The 19,088-nt window shown below is 72.1% G+C and carries 22 protein-coding genes and 1 pseudogene; 11 read left to right on the top strand and 12 right to left on the bottom strand.

Features of this window, described 5'->3' with window-relative positions; all coding sequences use genetic code 11:
• Positions 1-94: 94 nt before the first annotated feature.
• Both ABD269_RS22895 and ABD269_RS22890 read right to left on the bottom strand, forming a co-directional pair.
• Entirely contained in the window at positions 95-700 is a 606-nt protein-coding gene (locus ABD269_RS22895) for a response regulator (RefSeq protein ID WP_344120507.1), read from the bottom strand.
• Positions 697-1,863 (bottom strand): sensor histidine kinase, encoded by a 1,167-nt coding sequence (locus ABD269_RS22890; protein ID WP_344120505.1) that lies wholly within the window; start codon positions 1,861-1,863, stop codon positions 697-699. Before ABD269_RS22890 ends, ABD269_RS22895 begins: the two co-directional genes overlap by 4 nt.
• Positions 1,864-2,074: 211 nt before the next feature.
• Between ABD269_RS22890 and ABD269_RS22885 the strand changes: the two genes are divergently transcribed.
• From ABD269_RS22885 to ABD269_RS22875, 3 genes are read left to right on the top strand one after another with little or no spacing between them, the layout of a single operon-like run.
• The gene (locus ABD269_RS22885) at positions 2,075-2,932 is read left to right on the top strand and encodes a MaoC/PaaZ C-terminal domain-containing protein (RefSeq protein WP_344120502.1); all 858 of its coding nucleotides are present in this window, start codon (positions 2,075-2,077) and stop codon (positions 2,930-2,932) included.
• Between the two features lie 43 nt (positions 2,933-2,975).
• Positions 2,976-4,052, top strand: coding sequence for a Zn-dependent alcohol dehydrogenase (locus ABD269_RS22880; protein ID WP_301887760.1), 1,077 nt, complete (start codon positions 2,976-2,978; stop codon positions 4,050-4,052).
• Positions 4,053-4,065: 13 nt separating this feature from the next.
• Positions 4,066-5,007 (top strand): 3-oxoacyl-ACP reductase, encoded by a 942-nt coding sequence (locus ABD269_RS22875; protein ID WP_344120499.1) that lies wholly within the window; start codon positions 4,066-4,068, stop codon positions 5,005-5,007.
• A 486-nt stretch (positions 5,008-5,493) separates the two neighbouring features.
• On the opposite strand, the gene ABD269_RS22870 is transcribed toward ABD269_RS22875, so the two are convergent.
• Complete coding sequence (locus tag ABD269_RS22870) at positions 5,494-7,863, bottom strand: hypothetical protein (RefSeq protein ID WP_344120497.1); 2,370 nt, start codon at positions 7,861-7,863, stop codon at positions 5,494-5,496.
• A 305-nt stretch (positions 7,864-8,168) separates the two neighbouring features.
• Here ABD269_RS22870 and ABD269_RS22865 point away from each other — a divergent pair, with 305 nt between their 5' ends.
• The 4 genes from ABD269_RS22865 (at position 8,169) to ABD269_RS22850 (ending at position 12,074) form a co-directional block, all read left to right on the top strand.
• Positions 8,169-9,206, top strand: coding sequence for an ABC transporter substrate-binding protein (locus tag ABD269_RS22865; RefSeq protein WP_344120495.1), 1,038 nt, complete (start codon positions 8,169-8,171; stop codon positions 9,204-9,206).
• Positions 9,207-9,272: 66 nt separating this feature from the next.
• The gene (locus tag ABD269_RS22860; protein WP_301887767.1) at positions 9,273-10,112 is read left to right on the top strand and encodes a Nif3-like dinuclear metal center hexameric protein; all 840 of its coding nucleotides are present in this window, start codon (positions 9,273-9,275) and stop codon (positions 10,110-10,112) included.
• A gap of 16 nt (positions 10,113-10,128) precedes the next feature.
• Positions 10,129-10,872 (top strand): zinc ribbon domain-containing protein, encoded by a 744-nt coding sequence (locus ABD269_RS22855; protein WP_301894503.1) that lies wholly within the window; start codon positions 10,129-10,131, stop codon positions 10,870-10,872.
• A gap of 5 nt (positions 10,873-10,877) precedes the next feature.
• Positions 10,878-12,074 carry a bifunctional RNase H/acid phosphatase gene (locus tag ABD269_RS22850; protein ID WP_344120493.1) on the top strand — a complete coding sequence of 399 codons (1,197 nt, stop codon included), beginning with the start codon at positions 10,878-10,880 and terminating at the stop codon, positions 12,072-12,074.
• A gap of 31 nt (positions 12,075-12,105) precedes the next feature.
• On the opposite strand, the gene ABD269_RS22845 is transcribed toward ABD269_RS22850, so the two are convergent.
• The gene (locus ABD269_RS22845) at positions 12,106-12,546 is read right to left on the bottom strand and encodes a hypothetical protein (RefSeq protein WP_240351341.1); all 441 of its coding nucleotides are present in this window, start codon (positions 12,544-12,546) and stop codon (positions 12,106-12,108) included.
• 221 nt (positions 12,547-12,767) lie between these two features.
• Positions 12,768-13,403 (bottom strand): bifunctional 4-hydroxy-2-oxoglutarate aldolase/2-dehydro-3-deoxy-phosphogluconate aldolase, encoded by a 636-nt coding sequence (locus ABD269_RS22840; protein ID WP_344120490.1) that lies wholly within the window; start codon positions 13,401-13,403, stop codon positions 12,768-12,770.
• Positions 13,404-13,494: 91 nt separating this feature from the next.
• Between ABD269_RS22840 and cutA the strand changes: the two genes are divergently transcribed.
• Together cutA and ABD269_RS22830 are read left to right on the top strand one after the other, a co-directional pair.
• Complete coding sequence (gene cutA / locus ABD269_RS22835; protein WP_301887770.1) at positions 13,495-13,821, top strand: divalent-cation tolerance protein CutA; 327 nt, start codon at positions 13,495-13,497, stop codon at positions 13,819-13,821.
• Positions 13,794-13,934: pseudogene (locus ABD269_RS22830) on the top strand (class I SAM-dependent methyltransferase); the annotation flags it as partial. The gene cutA and the pseudogene ABD269_RS22830, both read left to right, overlap by 28 nt.
• A gap of 227 nt (positions 13,935-14,161) precedes the next feature.
• On the opposite strand, the gene ABD269_RS22825 reads toward ABD269_RS22830, so the two are convergent.
• Positions 14,162-14,980 (bottom strand): alpha/beta fold hydrolase, encoded by an 819-nt coding sequence (locus tag ABD269_RS22825; protein WP_344120487.1) that lies wholly within the window; start codon positions 14,978-14,980, stop codon positions 14,162-14,164.
• Positions 14,981-15,033: 53 nt separating this feature from the next.
• The gene (locus ABD269_RS22820; RefSeq protein ID WP_344120485.1) at positions 15,034-15,699 is read right to left on the bottom strand and encodes a DUF4097 family beta strand repeat-containing protein; all 666 of its coding nucleotides are present in this window, start codon (positions 15,697-15,699) and stop codon (positions 15,034-15,036) included.
• A 288-nt stretch (positions 15,700-15,987) separates the two neighbouring features.
• Between ABD269_RS22820 and ABD269_RS22815 the strand changes: the two genes are divergently transcribed.
• Positions 15,988-16,191, top strand: coding sequence for a cold-shock protein (locus ABD269_RS22815; protein ID WP_301887773.1), 204 nt, complete (start codon positions 15,988-15,990; stop codon positions 16,189-16,191).
• A 118-nt stretch (positions 16,192-16,309) separates the two neighbouring features.
• Here ABD269_RS22815 and ABD269_RS22810 read toward each other — a convergent pair whose 3' ends face one another.
• Complete coding sequence (locus ABD269_RS22810; protein ID WP_344120483.1) at positions 16,310-16,645, bottom strand: hypothetical protein; 336 nt, start codon at positions 16,643-16,645, stop codon at positions 16,310-16,312.
• Between the two features lie 159 nt (positions 16,646-16,804).
• Between ABD269_RS22810 and ABD269_RS22805 the strand changes: the two genes are divergently transcribed.
• Positions 16,805-17,020, top strand: coding sequence for a hypothetical protein (locus ABD269_RS22805; RefSeq protein WP_344120481.1), 216 nt, complete (start codon positions 16,805-16,807; stop codon positions 17,018-17,020).
• Between the two features lie 15 nt (positions 17,021-17,035).
• Here the strand turns inward: ABD269_RS22805 and ABD269_RS22800 are convergent, their stop codons facing one another.
• The 4 genes from ABD269_RS22800 to ABD269_RS22785 all read right to left on the bottom strand — a co-directional run bounded on the left by ABD269_RS22800 (position 17,036) and on the right by ABD269_RS22785 (position 19,025).
• Positions 17,036-17,527 (bottom strand): hypothetical protein, encoded by a 492-nt coding sequence (locus ABD269_RS22800; RefSeq protein ID WP_344120479.1) that lies wholly within the window; start codon positions 17,525-17,527, stop codon positions 17,036-17,038.
• A 93-nt stretch (positions 17,528-17,620) separates the two neighbouring features.
• Positions 17,621-17,845 (bottom strand): DUF397 domain-containing protein, encoded by a 225-nt coding sequence (locus ABD269_RS22795; protein WP_344120477.1) that lies wholly within the window; start codon positions 17,843-17,845, stop codon positions 17,621-17,623.
• 36 nt (positions 17,846-17,881) lie between these two features.
• Positions 17,882-18,178, bottom strand: a complete 297-nt coding sequence (locus tag ABD269_RS22790) for a hypothetical protein (RefSeq protein WP_344120475.1) — start codon at positions 18,176-18,178, stop codon at positions 17,882-17,884.
• A gap of 61 nt (positions 18,179-18,239) precedes the next feature.
• Positions 18,240-19,025, bottom strand: a complete 786-nt coding sequence (locus tag ABD269_RS22785; protein WP_344120473.1) for a DUF5753 domain-containing protein — start codon at positions 19,023-19,025, stop codon at positions 18,240-18,242.
• Positions 19,026-19,088: the final 63 nt, after the last annotated feature.

Below are 19,088 nucleotides of genomic sequence, written 5' to 3'. Positions count from 1 at the left end.
AGCGCGCGAAGCGTGCTTCGGGGTCTGGGGCGGAGCCCCAGTTCGGGAAGGGGCGGGGTAGAGGAACAAGAGCCCGCCGCAGGCGGCAGCGGAGCTACAGCCAGCCGTTCTGCCGCGCCGCGCGCACCGCTTCCATCCGGTTCCGGGTGGCCGTTTTCCCGATCGCCGCCGACAAATAATTCCGCACCGTCGCCGGCGACAAGCACACCTTCGCCGCGATATCCGCCACCGTCGCCCCGTCAACCGCCGCCGCCAGCACATCGCGTTCGCGCTGCGTCAGCGGGTTCGGGCCCGCGCTGAGCGCGGCCGCGGCGAGGCCCGGGTCGATGACGCGCTCGCCCGCGAGCACGCGGCGGATCGCCGCGGCGAGGTCTTCGACGGGGCCGTCCTTGACCAGGAAGCCGCAGGCCCCGGCCTCCATCGCCCGGCGCAGATAGCCGGGCCTGCCGAACGTCGTGAGTATCAGCACCCGGCACTCCGGCAGCCCCGACCGCAGGTCCGCGGCGGCGTCCAGGCCGCTGCGGCCCGGGAGTTCGATGTCGAGGAGCGCGATGTCGGGCCGTGTTTCGAGCGCCTTGGGCAGGATCTCGTCGCCGTTGCCGACCTGGGCGACGATCTCGATGTCCTCCTCCAGTCCGAGCAGCAGCGCGAGCGCGCCCCGCATCATGCCCTGGTCCTCGGCGAGCAACACCTTGATCATCGCTTGCGGTCCTCCTCGAACTCCGAATCCACCGGCAGTTCCGCGACGAGCCGGAAGCCCCGGCGCCCGTCCGGCCCGGACGTCAGGGACCCGCCCGCGGCGGCCAGCCGCTCGGTCAGCCCCTTCAGTCCCGTGCCTCCGGTGCGGCCCTTCGTCGCGGGTGGAGCCGAGCCTACGCCGCGCCCGTTGTCCGTGATCTCCAGGCGTACTTGGTCGGTCTCGCCGCGCACTTCCACCGTGCAGCGCTCGGCACCGCTGTGCCGTACGACGTTGGTGACGCCCTCGCGCACCACCCAGCCGAGCAGCGCCGCGGACTGCGGCGGCAGCGGGGGGCCGGACTGGCGTATCTCGGCCTCGATGCCGGAGGCTTCCAGGAGGGAGCGGGCGCCGTCGAGTTCGGTGGTGAGGCTGCCCTCGCGATAGCCCGTGACGGCCTCGCGGATCTCGGTGAGCGCCTGCCGCCCGACGGCCTCGATGTCGGCGGCCTGGCCGAGCGCCGCGTCCAGGTCGCGGGGCGCGAGGCGGCGTACGGCCTCCGCCTTGACCACGATCACGGACATGGTGTGGCCGAGCAGATCGTGCAGGTCGCGCGAGAAGCGCTGGCGCTCCTGCTCGACCGCGCTGCGGGCCAGTTCCTCACGGGTGGCGCGCAGTTGGGCGACGGTCTCGAAGAGGGTCAGGATCGCGGCCGTGACGAGGCCGGAGAGCATGGTGCCGTAACCGATGATCAGCGATTCCGAGGGGCCGCCGCGGAAGCTGCCGATCAGCCCGGCCGAGCCGGAGAGGGTGAGGACGACGAGCCCCAGCCGCCGTCCGTTGCCCTCGCGGCTCCTGAGCACGACCCCGCTGGCCAGCGACAGCAGCGGGAAGCACAGCAGCCAGTCGCCGCCGTAGCCGATGGTCAGCGCGTAGGTCACGGCCGCGAGCCCGGAGAGCAGCACGTGCGGCGTACGGGTGTGGCGGCGCCGCTCGTCGAGACCGGCGAAGACCGCCGCGCCGTACAGCACGGCGAAGGCCAGTACGCCGGTCCCGCCCAGCCACGGCAGCGGCGCCTTCCCGGTGAACAGCCCCTGGACGTCCCCGGTGAGCATGAAGAGCCAGGGCAGGAAGGCCAATTTCCCCGGCGGCCTGTGCCGCTTCGTCGGGTCGTCGCTGTACTTCATGCCTCCGACCTTAAGGAACACTCCGGTGACCTGGGCAGATGCAAGTGTGTGCGGTGACCCGTGACATTTGTCCCAAGGGCCCGACGCCGCCTCGGCCGTCCGGTCGGCGGCCTTCCCACCCCCACGGCGTTCGGCTATACATGGGTGCCTACGGGTCGACTGGAACGTGTTCTATGTTGCCGGGAAATCGCCGTGAAGGAGCCCTGCCCCGATGCCCATCGACGCAGCGCAGGCGGTCGCCGCCGAGCCCCGCTCCACCGAACTCTCCTGGGACCACAAGGACATCCAGCTCTACCACCTGGGCATCGGGGCGGGCACCCCGGCGACCGACCCCGCCGAACTCCGCTACACCCTGGAGAGCCGGCTCCACGTCCTGCCCAGCTTCGCGACCGTCGCGGGCGGCGGCATGGCCCTGGCCGGCGGCCTCTCCGCGCCCGGCATCGACGTCGACCTGGCCGGGGTCCTGCACGGCGGACAGCGCGTCGAACTGCACCGGCCCATCCCCGTCCGCGGCTCGGCCACCCACACCACGCGCGTCACCGCCGTCCACGACAAGGGCAAGGCCGCCGTCATCGTCCTGCGCTCCGATGTCGCCGACGCCGACGGGCCGTTGTGGACCGGCGAGAGCGAGATCTTCGTCAGGGGCGAGGGCGGCTTCGGCGGCGAGCGCGGCACGACCACCCGGCTCGACGTCCCCACGGCGGACCCGACCGTCACCGCCCTGCGCCCCGTCCGCGAGGACCAGGCCCTCCTCTACCGCCTCTCCGGCGACTGGAACCCCCTGCACGCCGACCCCGAATTCGCCGCCGTCGCGGGCTTCGACCGGCCCATCCTGCACGGCCTGTGCTCGTACGGCATCGCCCTCAAGGCAGTCGTGGACACGGTCCTCGGAGGCGACGTCACCCGCGTCCGCTCCTACGCGACGCGCTTCGCGGGCGTCGTCTTCCCGGGCGAGACGCTGCGCGTCCGGGCGTGGAGCGTGCCGCCCGGGCGGGTGCAGGTCCTGGTGACGGTGGTGGAGCGCGATGACGCGCCCGTGCTGACCGACACGGTGGTCGCCCACGACTAGCAGGACCAGGTTCCGGGTGCGAAAGCCAGTGAAGGAGCCCCATATGCGCGCAGCCGTACTGCACCAGACAGGCCAGGACAAGCTCGACGTCCTCGACTCCGTCGAGCCCGTCGGATTCGGCCCCGGCAAGGTGAGGATCCGGATGCGGGCCACCGGGCTCTGCCACTCCGACCTCTCCGCCATGTCCGGCGTCCTGCCGCAGCCCGCACCCTTCGTCCCCGGCCACGAGGGCGCCGGGGACGTCGTCGACGTCGGCGACGGAGTCACCGGACTCCGGCCCGGCGACCGCGTCCTCGTCTGCTGGCTGCCCCCGTGCGGCAGCTGTCCCGCCTGCCGGCGCGGCCAGGCCCAGCTGTGCCTGGCCGGCTTCATGAGCTCCGGCACCCCCAACTTCCGCCACGAGGGCGCCGACGTCTTCGGGTTCGCGGGCACCGGCACCTTCGCCGAGGAGGTCGTGGTCGGCGCGGGCTGCGCCGTGCCCATCCCCGACGACCTGCCCTACGACATCGCCGCCCTCATCGGCTGCGGCGTCACCACCGGCCTCGGCGCTGCCCTCAACACCGCAGACGTGGCCGCCGGTTCATCGGTCGCCGTCATCGGCTGCGGCGGCGTCGGGATCTGCGCCGTGCAGGGCGCACGGGTCTCCGGGGCCGCGCAGATCGTCGCCGTCGACCCCGTGGAGTCCCGGCGCGAGGCGGCCCTGCGCTTCGGCGCCACCGAGGCGGTCGCGCCCGACGGCCTCGGCGACGCCGTCGCCCGGATCACCGGCGGCGAGGGCTTCGACTACGTCTTCGAGGTCGTCGGCAGGTCCGCCACCGCCCGCGCCGCGTACGGGGCGACACGGCGCGGCGGCACGCTCTGCGTCGTCGGGGCGGGCGCGACGGACGACCACTTCCGGCTCAACATGTTCGAGCTCTTCTTCGACGAGAAGCGGATCCTGCCGTCCCTCTACGGCGGCGGCGACATCCTGCGCTCCTACGAACGGGCCATCGCCCTGTGGCGGGCCGGGCGGATCGACCTCGCCGGGCTCATCACCCACCGGGTCCCGCTCGCCGGGATCAACGACGCCATCGACCAGATGCGCAGCGGTGAGGCGCTGCGCACCTGCGTCGAGATCTGAAGGAGGGGCAACCGTGCCGACATCCCTGGCGGGCCGCACCGCGATCGTCACCGGTGCGGGGCGCGGCCTCGGCCGGGCCGAGGCACTCGAACTGGCCCGGCTCGGCGCGCACGTCATCGTCAACGACCTCGGCCGCCCGGGCCGCGACGGCTCCGGCGAGGCGTCCGCCGGGCCCGCGCAGGAGGTCGTCGCCGAGATCAGGGCGGCCGGCGGCCTCGCCACCGCCCACACCGGTGACGTGGCGGACTTCGCACAGGCCCGGGAACTGGTGGAGCTGGCCGTCGGCACCGGGGGATCGCTCGACATCCTCGTCAACAACGCGGGCATCCTCCGGGACCGGATGGTCTTCTCGATGACCGAGGACGAGTGGGACTCGGTGATCCGCGTGCACCTCAAGGGGCACTTCAACACCACGCGCTTCGCCGCCGCGTACTGGCGGGAGCGCTCGAAGACGACCGGCCGCGCGGTCTACGGACGGATCGTCAACACCATCTCGGAAGCGTTTCTCGTCGGATCGGCGGGCCAGCCGAACTACGCGGCCGCGAAGGGCGGGATCGTCGGCCTCACCACGTCGACGGCGGAGGCCCTCCGCAAGTACGGGGTGACGGTCAACGCGATCTGCCCCCGGGCGCGGACCCGGATGACGGAGGACGTCTTCGCGGGCATCGGCACGCCGGAGGGCGAGCCGGACGCGCTCGCTCCGGGCCATGTGTCACCGCTCGTCGCCTACCTCGCGTCCCCCGCGGCCGCCGGGGTGAACGGGCAGGTCTTCGTGGTGCACGGCGGGATGGTCGCGGTGGTCGAGCGCCCCCGCGTCGCGGCGAAGTTCGACGCCGCCGAGGGAACGTTCGGGGTGGAGGAACTGGAGGGCACCCTCACCCCGTACTTCGCGACGCGCCCACTGGGCGAGACGTTCGCGGCGCGGGAGCTTCTGGGTTTGAAACGCGAGGGATGAGGGGCGCGATCGCCGGAAACGCCGGACGGGCAAATCCAGCCCGTCCGGCGATTGAGGACAGCGCCGTCAGGCGCTTGCCGTGACCGGCACGTGCCCACAGAGCGGACAAGAACAGGCCAGGCTACGGCCTGTCGGTTCGGCGGTGCTTGCCGTGCGCGGGAGCGCTGGCGTCTTGCGGTGAGGCCGGGCCGCGGTGCCTGCCGGAGCCGGCGGCTGCGGCCTGGGCGGACGCCTCAAGGGGGCGCGCCTCGGTCGTGTCGGTTCGGACGTCGGGCATGGGGAAAGTCACTCCGTCGGATGGGGTCTGCGTGCTCTGCGCTCGGGGGCCATGGCAGTGGCGCACGGCGTCGACGGAAGTCAACACGCTTTCCGCGCACGACCGTCCGGTCCACTCCGGTGTCCGTCCGGTACAGCTGCGCAGCCCCCGCCCGATACTAACGGGACCTTGATCGCCTAGCCACCCGGTCCGTCGGCGAGTCGCCCCTCTCAGGGATGGGGATTCCGCCCGAGCGGTGCCTGTTGCAGGGGCACGGGCCGGGACGGGCCGGTGGCGGCCGCCTGCACGGGCGGGACGGGGCGGGCGGCCGCCGACCACGCGTCCGGCATCGCCGCCGGGCGCCCGGGATAAGCGGACGGCGGCACCGCGGTCCACACCTCGGGCTCCCCCCGCTGCGCCGGCGGCCCGAGCACGGGCCCCTGCATGGGGATGGGCGCCAGGGCCTGCGGGGGCACGGGGGTCAGCGCCTGCTGCCCCGGAACGCGCCCCGGGGGCGCGGCCGGTGCGGCGGTACGGGCCTGCGCGGCCGCCGAGTCGAACGCGGCCGCCCGTACGGGATCCGGCTCGGCGAGCGGCCTCCGCGCCGGCGCCGGGACGGAGGCCGCTGCCGGTCGCGCCGCGGCGGCATCCGGCTGTTGAGGGTCCGTCATCCGTACGGGCGCGGGGGCCCGCGTCTCCGTCGGCCGCAGGGGCGGCTCCAGCAGGTCGAGACCCGGCTTCGGGGCGGGGGCGACCGACGGTCCGGCGGGGGCGGGAGGCTGCCGCCGGGGCAGGGGCGAGCGCGGGGGACCCGCCGGGCCGGGGTCCGGGACCCCGGCCGGAGCGGCGGGGCCGGGAGGCATACCCCGCGTTGGCGCGGGAGGCGGTTCCCTCAACGGGGCGGTGGCCGGGGGCCGGAGCGGGTCCGGGGGGAGGTGCCGGAGCGGTGCGGAAGCGGAGGGGCTTGCCGGGTCGGGGAACGGGCGCCGGGCCTGTGCTGAGGCCGGGTCCGGGGGCAGGTAGTGGGGCGGTGTGGAGCCGGACGGGCCTGCCGGGTTGGGGATCGGGGGCCGGGTCTGTGCTGAGGTCGGTTCCTGGGGCAGGTGGCGGGGCGGGGGCGTGGGCGACGGGCACGCCGGGTCGGGGGCGAGAGGCCGGGTCTGCGCGGATGTCGGGTCCGGGGGCAGGTGCCGGGGTGGGGCCGTGGGCGAGGGGTTCGCCGGGTCGGCGTTCGGCACTCGGGCCTGGGCGGGGGCGGTGGGGTCGGGAGGCATGCCCCGGGCCGGCGCGGGAGCTGGTTCCCTCAACGAGGCGGTGGCCGGGGGCCCGAGCGGGTCCGGTGGCAGGTGGTGGGGAGGCGTGGAGCCGGACGGGCCCGCCGGGTTGGGGATCGGGGTCCGGGCCTGCGCGGAGGTCGGTTCCGGGGGCAGGTGGCGGGTCAGGGGGGTGGGCGACGGGCCCGCCGGGGCGGAGGCCGGGTCCGGGAGCAGGTGCCGGGGCGGGGCGGAGCCGGCGGGGCCCGTCGGGTCGGGGGGCGGGACCCGGGAGGGGGCCGGGGCGGGGTTCGGGCCGGTGGCCGGTGGCGCCGCGGTGCGGGTCGTATCCCGGTCCTCGCCGCGCGCCCGTTCGCGGTCCGCGTCCGGCAGGCGCAGCCGGGCCAGGCCGCAGCGCACGTACGGGGTGACGTACGGCAGGCGGAGTTCGCCGCCGGCCGTCCACAGGCCCGTGCCCACCAGCCAGCCCGCCGGGGCGGGGAACTGCTGGAGGCGGCGTGCCGCCGGGCGCCACACCCCCACCCAGCTGCCGGTCGGTCCCTCGATGCGGAACGCCACCGCGCACCCCTCGGGGGCCAGTTCCTGGCCGGGCTGCGCGGCGAAGGGGGTCAGCACGGCGTTGGGCAGCCGCAGGCACTCGGGGAAGCGCACCGGCCGCGCCGAGCCCAGCACCCCCCAGCCCAGCCGTTCGTGGCCGGGGGCGTCCGACCGTACGAGCAGCAGACCGCTGTACGGGTCGGCGAGCAGCAGCCGGTCGTCGCTCTCCTCGGTGATCTGGAGCAGGGTGCTGATCTCGCCACCGCGCCCGAGGTCGACGATCACCGTCTTCGTCCGGCCGTCCAGCTCGCGGTCGAGGGCCAGCAGCCGGCCCGTACGGTCCAGCCAGGCGCCGCCGGTGCAGTGGCCCGCCACCTCCGCGATCCGCTCCGGCCCGAACGCGCCGCCGTGCAGCAGCCACAGCGCGGTGGAGCGGTCGTGGTGCACCAGCCCGTACGCCGCGGTGCCGCCCGGTGCCGGGGGCAGCAGGGACAGCCGGGCGCACTCGACCGCGCCGACCTGGAGCTCGCCGGTGCCGGGACCGGTGGGGTAGAGCAGCGAGAGCGTGTGCCGCTCGGCCACCTTGCGCCGGATCAGGACCCGGCCGTCGGAGAGCGGCAGCACGTCGCTGTCGGGCTCCTCGGGCTGGGTGCCGGGCAGCGGCACGGCGTACGGTTCGGGGCCGTCGAGCGTCCAGCGCTCCGGAAACCAGCCACCGGTCCCGCCGTCGAGGGCCAGCCGCGCGGCGTACGAACCGTCCGCCGTGACCGTGAATGCCGCGCGTCTCATGTCCTTCGACGCACTCCGTGGGGTGCTCTGTGGAGTGCTCTGGGGGGCACAGACCGTCATGAGAAACGTCACCTCCGGCACTGAACGTAGTTATCGCACTACCAGCCGAACAATGAGAGCGGGTCCGCTTCACGCGTAAGGGTGGCCGATGTCCGATTCGCCTGAGCGATGGGGGGTGGGTGTGCTTCGTGCGGTCCCGTCCGTTTAAGGTAAGGCGAACCTAAGTGGCCGGGCAGGTCCTCTTGACGGCCGCTCGACGGGCCTGCATGCCTGACCCGTCCGCCCTCTTATCCCTGGAGCTCGTGATGTCTCTTCGTCGCCGCGGCACCGCCGCCGTCGTCCTCTCCGCAGCCGCCGCGCTCTCGCTCGCGGCCTGTGGTTCCTCCGACGGCGGCAAGGACGCGGCGGGCAAGGACGGCGGCAACGGCTCCAAGGCCGTGGCCGAGGGCGGCAAGGACTTCGGCAAGGCGGGCGAGCAGACGAAGAAGATGGGCACGGACGCGGCCCCCGGGCAGTTCCCGCGCACCGTCACCCACGCGCTCGGCACCACGGAGATCAAGGAGCGGCCCAAGCGCGTCGTCGTCCTCGACGTCGGCGAGCTCGACAACGTCGTCTCGCTCGGCCTGAAGCCGGTCGGCTGGGCGCCCACCGAGGGCAGCCAGGGCATCCCCGACTACCTGAAGAAGGACGCGGGCGAGCCCAAGAGCGTCGGCACGATCAACAACCTCAACATGGAGGCGATCAACGACCTCCACCCCGATCTGATCCTCGGCAGCAAGCTGCGCGCGGAGAAGAGCTACAAGGACCTGTCGAAGATCGCGCCGACCGTGTTCTCCGTCCGCCCGGGCTTCACCTGGAAGGAGAACTACCTCCTCAACGCCGCCGCCCTGGACCGGACCGCCGAGGCGAAGAAGAACCTCGACGCCTACGAGGCCAAGGCGAAGAAGCTCGGCGAGGACGTCGGCGCGAAGAAGCCGACGATCACCATGCTCCGCTACATGCCGCAGTTCACCCGCCTCTACGCCGGGCAGTCCTTCATCGGCACCATCCTCAAGGACGCCGGCCTGCCGCGCCCGAAGAACCAGCAGGGCGACGAGCTCGCCAAGCAGATCAGCCCGGAGAACATCGACCAGGCCGACGCCGACTGGATCTTCACCGGTGTCTACGGCGACCCGGACAGGACCAAGCGCGACAGCGCCCAGGACAACCCGCTGTGGAAGGACCTGAAGGCGGTCCGCGACGGCCACGCCAAGGACGTCAAGGACGAGACCTGGTACCTCGGCCTGGGCGTCACCGCGGCGAACAGCGTCCTGGACGATCTCCGCGGCTTCCTCGTGAAGTAGACCGTGGAGTAGACCCCGGCCCGCGCGATGGCCGTGCGGGCACGCCGGACAGGTAGCCTTTCCCCCGTGCCCGCACTGTCTGAAGTCATCGCCGCCCTCGACGCTCTCTGGCCCCCGGAGCGGGCCGAGCAGTGGGATGCCGTCGGCACGGTCTGCGGCGACCCCGAGGCCGCCGTCGGCCGGGTCCTCTTCGCCGTCGACCCCGTGCAGGAGGTCGTCGACGAGGCCGTGAAGCTCGGCGCCGACCTGCTGGTCACCCACCACCCGCTCTATCTGCGGGGGACGACCACGGTCGCGGCCTCCACCTTCAAGGGCCGGGTCGTGCACACCCTCATCAAGCACGACATCGCCCTGCACGTCGCGCACACCAACGCCGACCGCGCCGACCCCGGCGTCTCCGACGCCCTCGCCGGCGCGCTCGACCTGCGCGTCACCGGGCCGCTGGTGCCCGACCCGAGCGACCCCGCCGGCCGCCGCGGCCTCGGCCGGATCTGCGCGGTCGACCCGCCGATGAAGCTCTCCGAGTTCGCCGAGCGCGCCGCCCGGCGGCTGCCCTCCACCGCGCAGGGCATCCGCGTCGCGGGCGACCCGGACCGCACGATCCGCACGGTCGCGGTCTGCGGCGGCTCCGGCGACTCGCTCTTCGACGAGGTGCGCGCCGCGGGCGTGGACGCCTATGTCACCGCCGACCTGCGTCACCACCCCGCGTCCGAGGCCCAGCAGCACAGCCCGCTCGCCCTGGTCGACGCCGCGCACTGGGCCACCGAGTGGCCCTGGATCGAGCAGGCGGCCGCCCAGCTCGACGAGATCTCCGACCGCCACGGGTGGGGCCTGCGCACCCATATCTCCCGTACGGTCACCGACCCCTGGACCGCCCACGCGGCGTCCACCTTCCCGAACAAATAACCACAGGAGCCCCCAACTGAACGCCGCGCCCGCCGACCAGATCCGCCTCCTCGACCTCCAGGCCCTGGACACCCGCCTCGGACAGCTCGCCCACAAGCGCAAGAGCCTGCCCGAGCACGCCGAGATCGCCTCCCTGGAGGCCGACCTCACCCAGCACCGCGACCTCCTCGTCGCCGCGCAGACCGAGGAGAGCGACACCGCCCGCGAGCAGACCAAGGCCGAGTCGGACGTCGACCAGGTGCGCCAGCGCGCCGCCCGTGACCAGCAGCGCCTGGACACCGGCGTCGGCATGTCCGCCAAGGACCTGGAGAACCTCCAGCGCGAGATCGTCTCGCTCGCCAAGCGCCAGGGCGACCTGGAGGACGTCGTCCTCGAGGTCATGGAGCGCCGGGAGTCCGCGCAGGAGCGGGTCACCGAGCTGACCGGCCGCGTGGAGTCCGTCCAGGCCAAGGTCGCCGACGCCGGCGCGCGCCGCGACGCCGCCTTCGCGGAGATCGACACCGAGGCCGCCTCGGTCACCAAGCAGCGCGAGATCGTCGCCGGTTCCGTCCCGGCGGACCTGCTCAAGCTCTACGACAAGCTCCGCGTCAAGGAGGGCGGCGTCGGCGCGGCCCGCCTCTACCAGCGCCGCTGCGAGGGCTGCCGCGTGGAGCTCGACATCACCGCGTTCAACGAGGTCCGCGCCGCCGCCGCGGACGCCGTCGTGCGCTGCGAGAACTGCACCCGCATCCTGGTCCGGACGTCCGAGTCGGGCCTGTAAGTCCCATGGCGAATCGCTTCGTCGTCGAGGCGGACGGCGGCTCCCGGGGCAACCCGGGGCCCGCCGGCTACGGCGCCGTCGTCCTGGACCCGGCGACGGGCGAGGCCCTCGCGGAGGCCGCCGAGTACATCGGCACGGCCACCAACAACGTCGCCGAGTACAAGGGCCTCATCGCGGGCCTGCGGGCGGCGAAGGCCCTCGACCCGGAGGCCACCGTCCTGGTCCGGATGGACTCCAAGCTCGTCGTGGAGCAGATGTCCGGCCGCTGGAAGATCAAGCACCCGGACATGAAACCACTGGCCGCCGAGGCCCGTACGGTCCTGCCGGCCGGCCAGGTCTCCTACCAGTGGATCCCGCGCGAGCAGAACAAGCACGCGGACCGGCTCGCCAACGAGGCCATGGACGCCGGGCGGCACGGCAGGCAGTGGGAGCCCGGCGCGTCCACCGCGGCCGTCCGCTCCACCGGGTCCGTCCGCGAGCGGCCGGCAGCGGAAGCAGCCGTACCGGCGCTCGCGCCCGAGCCCCCGCTCGCCGAGCCCAAGGCCGCGCCCGTCGGCTGGGCGGCACCGGCCGACCTCGGTACGCCCACCACCTTCGTCCTGCTGCGGCACGGCGAGACGGCCCTGACACCGCAGAAGCGGTTCTCCGGGAGCGGCGGCACCGACCCCGAACTGTCGCCCGCCGGGCGCCGCCAGGCCGAGGCGGCCGCTGCCGCCCTCGCCGCGCGCGGCACCGTACAGGCCGTCGTGTCCTCGCCGCTGCGGCGCTGCCGCGAGACGGCCGCCGCCGTGGCCGCGCGCCTCGGCCTGGAGGTGCGGGTCGAGGAGGGCCTGCGCGAGACGTCCTTCGGCGCCTGGGAGGGCCTGACCTTCGCCGAGGTCAAGGAGCGCTGGCCCGACGACCTCGACGCCTGGCTCGGCTCGTCCAAGGCCGCGCCGACCGGTGGCGGCGAGAGCTTCGCCACGGTCTCCCGCCGGGTGGCGCTCACCCGCGACAAGCTCCTCGCGCGGTACGCGGGCCGGACGGTCCTGCTGGTCACGCACGTGACCCCGGTCAAGACCCTCGTCCGTCTCGCGCTGGGCGCCCCGCCGGAGTCGCTGTTCCGGATGGAGCTGTCCGCGGCCTCCCTCTCGGCGGTGGCCTACTACGCCGACGGCAACGCGTCCGTACGGCTGCTGAACGACACGTCGCACCTGCGGTAGCACCCCCGCCCGGGCGGGGGTGCCACCGGCGCTACTCGGCGGCGCGCAGTGCTATCGCCTCGTTCAGGGCCGCGAGCGCCGCGAGGCGCTGCCGCTCACGCTCCTCGATGTCCTGGGCGCTCTCGCCCGTCGCCGCGACGCGCGGGCACGTCGGGCACTGCCAGCGGTCCGGGGCACCCATGGGCGGCGGTGTCATGGCGACAGCGCAGTGGGGGCACTTCACGATCACTCCTTCCACATGGCCGCACGACGCGCAGACCCACACGGGGCCCTCCGCGTCGTGCTGCCGCCACGCGGTCCGCAGACACCGCGGGCAGCCGGTGGTGACGATCCCGGCGCGGCTCATGACGGGCGGCTCCGGGGTGTTGTCCGCGTACTCGATGATCCGCGCCCTGATCCGGGCGTCCGTGGTGTTGGCCATCCTGAGCAGGTGTGCGACTCGCGAGCGGGCCTCGTCAACGAAATCGTTCATGGCGATCAGCAGGCTACGCGGAAGGAGCGCGGGTCAGGAGCCGGAATTCCGCGCGCGGTGCGCCGGTTACGGGGCCGCGGCCGGGTACCGGCGCAGGTACGGCGGGGGCATGGCGTTCGATGGCGTTCCATGGCGCGTTCTGAAGATTGACCCTTTCGGACGACACCGCATCGGTGGGGTGAGGTGACCGCTGCGTGACCGCCGGGCGCGCGGCCCCGGGTTCAGCCGCGCAAGGAGGCCGCCCCGCGGGCGAGTTCGGTCACCCGCGCCCAGTCCCGGTCCGCGAGCGCGTCGGCGGGCAGCATCCACGTACCGCCCACGCAGCCCACGTTGGGCAGGGCGAGGTAGTCGCGCGCGGTGTCCGGGCCTATGCCGCCCGTCGGGCAGAAGCGGGCCGCCGGCAGCGGCCCGGCGAGGGACTTGAGGAACGCCGTACCGCCCGCCGCCTCGGCGGGGAAGAACTTCATCTCGCGCACGCCCCGCTCCAGCAGCGCCATCACCTCCGACGCGGTCGACACCCCCGGCAGGAACGGCACCCCGGCCCCCCGCGCCGCCCTGAGCAGCCGCTCCGTCCACCCCGGGCTCACCAGGAACCGGGCCCCGGCCGCCGTCGCCGCCTCCGCCTGACCGGGCGTCAGCACGGTGCCCGCGCCCACGACCGCCTCGGGCACCTCGGCCGCCACGGCCCGTATCGCGTCCAGCGCGCCGCCCGTGCGCAGCGTGATCTCGATCGCCCGCAGCCCGCCCGCGACCAGGGCCCGCGCGAGCGGCACGGCGTCGGAGGCGTCGTCGAGAACGACCACCGGAAGCACGGGGGCGAGGCTGAGCACGTCGCGGGGTGGGGTCACGGTGGGCATCCTGCCGTGGGGGAGCGGGGCACGCAATGATGGTTGCGCAGGGTGCAACGCGCGTGGGGGCCTTACCCGGTCGGCGTCTACCCTCGGCGTCATGACGACCCCTCCCTACGCCCTGGTGACCACCACCACCGACGCCGAGGTCAAGGCCCGGACCCTGGCCGCCGACGTCATCGGCTCCCGGCTCGCCGCCTGCGCCCAGATCCACCCCGTCTCCTCCGTCTACCGCTGGGAGGGCAGGGTCGAGCACGCCCAGGAGTGGCGCGTCGACTTCAAGACGCGCGGCGACCTGGTGGACGAACTGGCCGCGCGCCTCGGCGAACTCCACGACTACGAGACGCCCGAGATCGTCGCCGTCCCCCTCCTCGGCGGGAGCGCGGACTATCTGGCGTGGATCTCGGCGGAGACCCGGGCCGGGTGACGGCCCATCTGCACGGCCTGGGGCTGCCCGTGTTCGGCGTCGACCTCTCACCGCGGATGGTCGCGCCGGCCCGCGCGGAACACCCGGACGTACGGTTCGAGGAGGGCTCGATGCCGAGCGGTGAACGACGCGGGACTGCTCGTACACACCCGGATGCTCCGTGAACCGCAGAAGGGCGAGACGACCCGCCAGGCGTATGTGATGGCGTGCAGGCCGGTCGCGGAAACTCCTGTGCCGTAAGGCACGGCCTTCTCGGCGGGAGCGCTCGGACGCCGAAGTCCTCGTCGAAGGCGGCACGTTGGCCCCGCCCGGCCTGCCGCCCGCGCGCAGACCGGAGTCTTCAGCGCTCCTCGCGGTCGAGGGCGGCGACCTCGCGTACGGCCCCGGCGATGGCCGGATAGTCCTTCTTCAGGAGCGCGCCGTGGTTGCTCGCGACCTTCGCGCTGATCTCGATGTTCGCGTTGCGGGCGGTCACCGCGTCGAGACCGGCGCGTATCCGTTCCTGCTCGTCACCGCGGCTTCCGAGGGACGTCCCCGAAGCGACCACGTACCGCACCGGGACGGTGATGTCGTCCAGCACGGGGCCCAGCTCGTGCTCGCGGGAGAGCCTGCCGAGCTCGATGTTGCTGTCCGCCTGCTGCCCGGCGGTCATCCGTGGGGCCAGGCCCGTCGGGCGCAGCAGCGGCAGGAACCAGCCCATGCGCCGGAACATCTTCCGGATCCGCTGCTCCATGGCCTCGTCGAGCCAGTCGTACGGGAACGCGCCGTCGACCAGGACCGCGCCCAGGGCGCGCTCCGGGTTCCGGCCGGCCCAGTGCGCCGCGACGACCGCTCCGTAGGACCAGCCCACCAGCAGCGCCCGGTCCACGCCCCTGGCCGCGAGAACGGCATCGACATCCCGGACGGCGGCCTCGAAGGAGTAGTCCGCCGACCGCTTCGACTTCCTGCCGCGGGCCCGCTCGTCGTAGGTGATGTGCCGCCACTCGGGGCCCAGTTCGGCGATCACCTGCCGCCAGTACCCCTGGGTGGCGAACTGGCCGTTGAGGTAGACCACGGGGATGCCGGGGCCGCCGGTGTCGGTGACGGCCAGGGCCGTGTCGTCGACCGGCACCATGCCGGTCCACTTCGAACGGGTCGGGGAAGTGCTGTTCTTCGTCATGTGTTCCACCTGTTCGCGTGTGGCGTGGCCGAGTTGGCTGCGGTTCTGCTCTGTCAGAGGCTGCGGGCGGTGATGTCGCCGTGGGAGGTGGTGGCGCGGATGGCGAGTCCGGCGGTGCCGTCGCTCTTGAGGGAGTTGCTGATGCGGCCGTAGTCGGTGCCGGCGTCCAGGGCGGCCGAGACGCCGGCGGCGGCGCCGACCGAGATGTCGCCGGACTGGGTGCGGAGCACGACCGTGCCGCGCACGGCCTCGGTGATCCGGATGTCGCCCCTCGCGGTGCTGATCTCCGCGGAGCCGTTGAGCCGGCCGACCTCGACGTCGCCGTCGACCGCGGTGAGGCGGACGCCCGCGGCCTCGTCGATCTTGATCTGGCGGTACGCGCCTTCGAAGACGACGTCACCGAGGCGGCCGACACCGCGGAGCTCGGAACCGGCGGCCCTGGCCTCGACGCGGGAGCCGGCGGGCAGTTGGACGGTGACCTCCAGGGCCCCGGAGGGGCCGAAGAGCTGGCTCTTGGGCTCGGGGGTGTGGATCCGCAGGACGCCGTCGGCGTACGTGACGATGGTCTGCTCGGCGGCCTTGGCGTCGCGGCTCTTGGAGGGGCTGGCGGGCCGGACCTCGACGATGGTGTCGGGGCGGTCGGCGGCGATGAACTGAACGCGTCCGGCGGGGATGTCCAGGACGGCGGCGATCGGGGCAGGGGTGTCGAACTTCTGCATCGTGCTCTCCTGTGCTCGTTCGTTGTTTCCGACTCCAGAAACGCTACGTTGCTTTCTGTGAGTCGACAACGCATCTGTTGCGCAGGATTGACGTTTGTGCAGGTAGGAGTCGTGGAATCGTTGCAAGGGCCTTGGGTGGTAACGCAACGACGGCTGCTCTGTCATTGCAATGGATGGAGGGTGAACGCTATGGCGGGGGTGGGTTTCGGTTCCGCACCCTGAGTGGCATGATCATTGCGCTGCGGAGCCATCCGGCCTCGCAGCCCACTGACGTCCCTGGGAGGGGATATGGCCACCGGCACCGTGAAGTGGTTCAACGACGCGAAGGGGTTCGGCTTCATCACCCCGGAGGGCGGCGGTGACGACGTCTTCGCCCACTTCGGCGAGATACGTGTGGAGGGCTTCAAGACCCTGCAGGAAAACCAGAGGGTGGAATTCGAGATCAAGACGGGCCCCAAGGGCCTGCAGGCCGCCAACATCAGGCCCCTGTAACCCTCCGGCGCCGCGAGGCGCGCGGCTCGCGACAGAGGCGGGGCCACCGGGGTGGCCCCGCCTCTTCATTCATGTGTCGTCGGCTGGGCAAGCGTGACCCGAGGCGCCGAATTTCCGGTCACCCGCAGTCGAAGGTCAGTCCGTACATGGTGTAGTTGTCGAAGGACATCCACCCGACGTCGTTCGTTCCTTCGACCCGCGCATAGACCCAGTCGTTGTTGTACTTGTTCGTGGTCTCGCACCAGATCCAAATCTTGGTGCCTGCGGAGACGCTGCGCACGTTCCCGCACTTCTGATAGGGCCCGGTCTTGAGGTTGTAGGTGCCTTTCATGATGCCGTAGGCACTGCCGGGTTGGCTGTGGGTGTGCCCGTGGTAGCAGTCATCCTGAACGTCGGATGCCGCAGTGGCGGTTGTGGTGCCCGTGATGGCCCCGCTGAGCGACAGCACTGCCACGACCGCTACAGAAGCCGCTTTGCGTCGTAACACAGTTGGTCTCCTCTGCTCGGCCTCTGACGGAATTCAGAGGCCCCGTGGCCCGGCGCCGGTCGCTGCCGGCGGCCCGATCGGCAAGAAGTAGTACCCCAACTGCCCAAGAAGTCAAGGTGGCCGCTGATGCTGGGAGTTGGTATCTGGACAGCGTCTCTCGCCGCCTACTACGGCTCCGCCTACGAGTGGTCGGCGACGATGCCCGAGGAGCACCGGAAGAACATCGAGGCCGTCGAGGCCGTGGAGATCGTCCTCGACAACGGTCTCACGGGTGATCGGTGTGAGGCCGGTGACGAGGGTGCCGTCCCACGGTGCCGGAAGATCCGTGACGCGTTCGAGTAGGGCGAGCTGGATCCGTCAGCCAGGTCTCTCCCGTTCGTCCTGGCTCAGAGGGCATGAAAGCTCAGGCTCAGCACGGTTCGGGGAGCACGTCACCAGAGCCATCGACAGGAACAGGGCCCCTCGCAGGTAGAACCCGAGCGAGACATCCCCACCGAGGGCCAGGCGCTCGGCGGCGGAAGCAACGAGGACAACCATCCTCGTGGTGTCCCTGTCGTGCTCCGACGCGAAGCGGGGCGCGTGCTCGGTGAGCTGCTGCCCCAGCCAGTCCGCGGCCTCCTTCGGCTCCTCCCACGTGCCCCTGATGAGGCGGGCCGGCTTCCGCAGCCACAGGGCTGTTTCGATCGGCGGGACGTCGGTGGTCTTCCACTCCGCGACGGCTTCCCGGTACCGCTGCTGTACGTCGTCGGGGCTGGTGGCCGTCGGCGGCAACGAGGGCAGTGGGCGACGGATGCTCTCCTTGTCGAACGTGGTCTTCTCACCGGTCCAGAGGTACCCGTGAACGTGCAACTGGTCGTCCTGTCCAGAGCAAAGGAGAGGCGGCCTCCGTCCTCTCCGGGGAGCGGAGGCCGCCGGTCAACGAGTGGCCGTGAAGGCCGTGGGTCAGGCCGTGAGGTTGAAGCGGGCCGGGTCAATACCGGCCGCGTCCAGCTCCGCCGTGGTGAACCTCAGCGGCTCGGCGCCGGGCCGCTTGCTGTCGCCCATGGCCCAGGCGTCGTCAGCGATGCGGGCGAGGGTCACGCACGCTTCGCCGTCGGGGTGGGTGTTGCCGCCGCACGCCTTGGAGAACTGGGCGTTGTCGATGTCGAGCCCGTACAGGTCGGTCATGATGTGCCTTCCTGATAGGTGGGTACGGACACCGCGCTAGGCGTCGTGACCGCAGCCGCGCACATGGGGTGCGCCCCGCTTCACCGACTCCGCGTAGATCAGGGCGTCGATCAGCTTCTTGGCCGTCGGCAGCGGGACCGTCCCGAGGAAGACGGACGGTTCACCGCTGAGGGACGCGCGGCCCGTGATCTGCGGCCACGAGTCCTCGTCACCGACCCTGATGCCCATCTCCGCCAGCACACGACCCAGCATGAAGGCCGTGTCGTCGGCCTTCTTCTTGCCTGCCAGGAAGGCGTCGGCTTGCTGTGCGGCTGCTTCGATGTCCGTGGTCATGCGGAGACGGTAGGGACCAACGGGCCCTGGCGGCCGCGATGTTGCACGATGTTGTACGCCTTCACGCTTCGCAGGCGTCGAGAGCCGTCCTGATCAGGGCTTTGGCCTTCGGGCCGTACACGGCTGCGCGTGCCATCTGAGCGAAGGCACTGAGGTATACGTTGATCTCGGATGGGTTCGTCACGCGGACCATGGCTGTCAGGGTCTCGACTTGAACTTCGCGATCATCGAACGCGTAGAAGGTTTCGATGGGCCACACCGAGCGGCGCGACATTTTGGGGATGATCCCGAAGGAAAGGTTGGGGCGCCCGATGACTGACAGGAAGTGCTCCAGCTGCCCCGCGTGCTGGGGAAGTTCAGTCATCGGCATGTACAGGGCCGACTCCTCCATGAGGATCGAGACCTGATGACTGCCCTGGATGACGTCGTCCGAGCGCTCCAGGCGGGCCTGTACGGCGTCTTCGACGTCGTCCGGCAGGTTCCTGAAATGGCGGATCGTGCGGAGAATGCCACGGGCGTACGGCTCCGTCTGGAGCATCCCGGGAAGCACACCGCAGCTGTAGACCCGAAAGGCGCGTGTCTCCTGGTAGATGCTGCTGTGCTGTGCCTTACTGAGCCCGCCCTTCAGGTACTGCGTCCACTGGACGTACAGGGTCTTGGCTGTGCGAGTGGTCTCTATCAGCGCTTCGGCTTCTTCGGGTTTGCCGCACGCAGCGCACCAAGCGCGGATGTCAACGGGCTTCGGGATCGTCTTCCGATTGATGATCCGGTGCGTCTTGGAACGGTCCCAGCCGCACAGAGCGGCCAGCCGGGCCCCCGAAAGATCGGCGTCTTCCATCATGCGCATGAGCCGGTCGGCAACTGCCTTATGGGCCTCTTCAGCCGTAGACAGGGGTAAGGTCATGGACTG

It is taken from the genome of Streptomyces blastmyceticus (assembly GCF_039521185.1).
Taxonomy (GTDB): Bacteria; Actinomycetota; Actinomycetes; order Streptomycetales; family Streptomycetaceae; genus Streptomyces; species Streptomyces blastmyceticus.
Note: the sequence above shows the minus strand (reverse complement) of the source record. Positions and strands in the feature narration are given on the sequence as shown.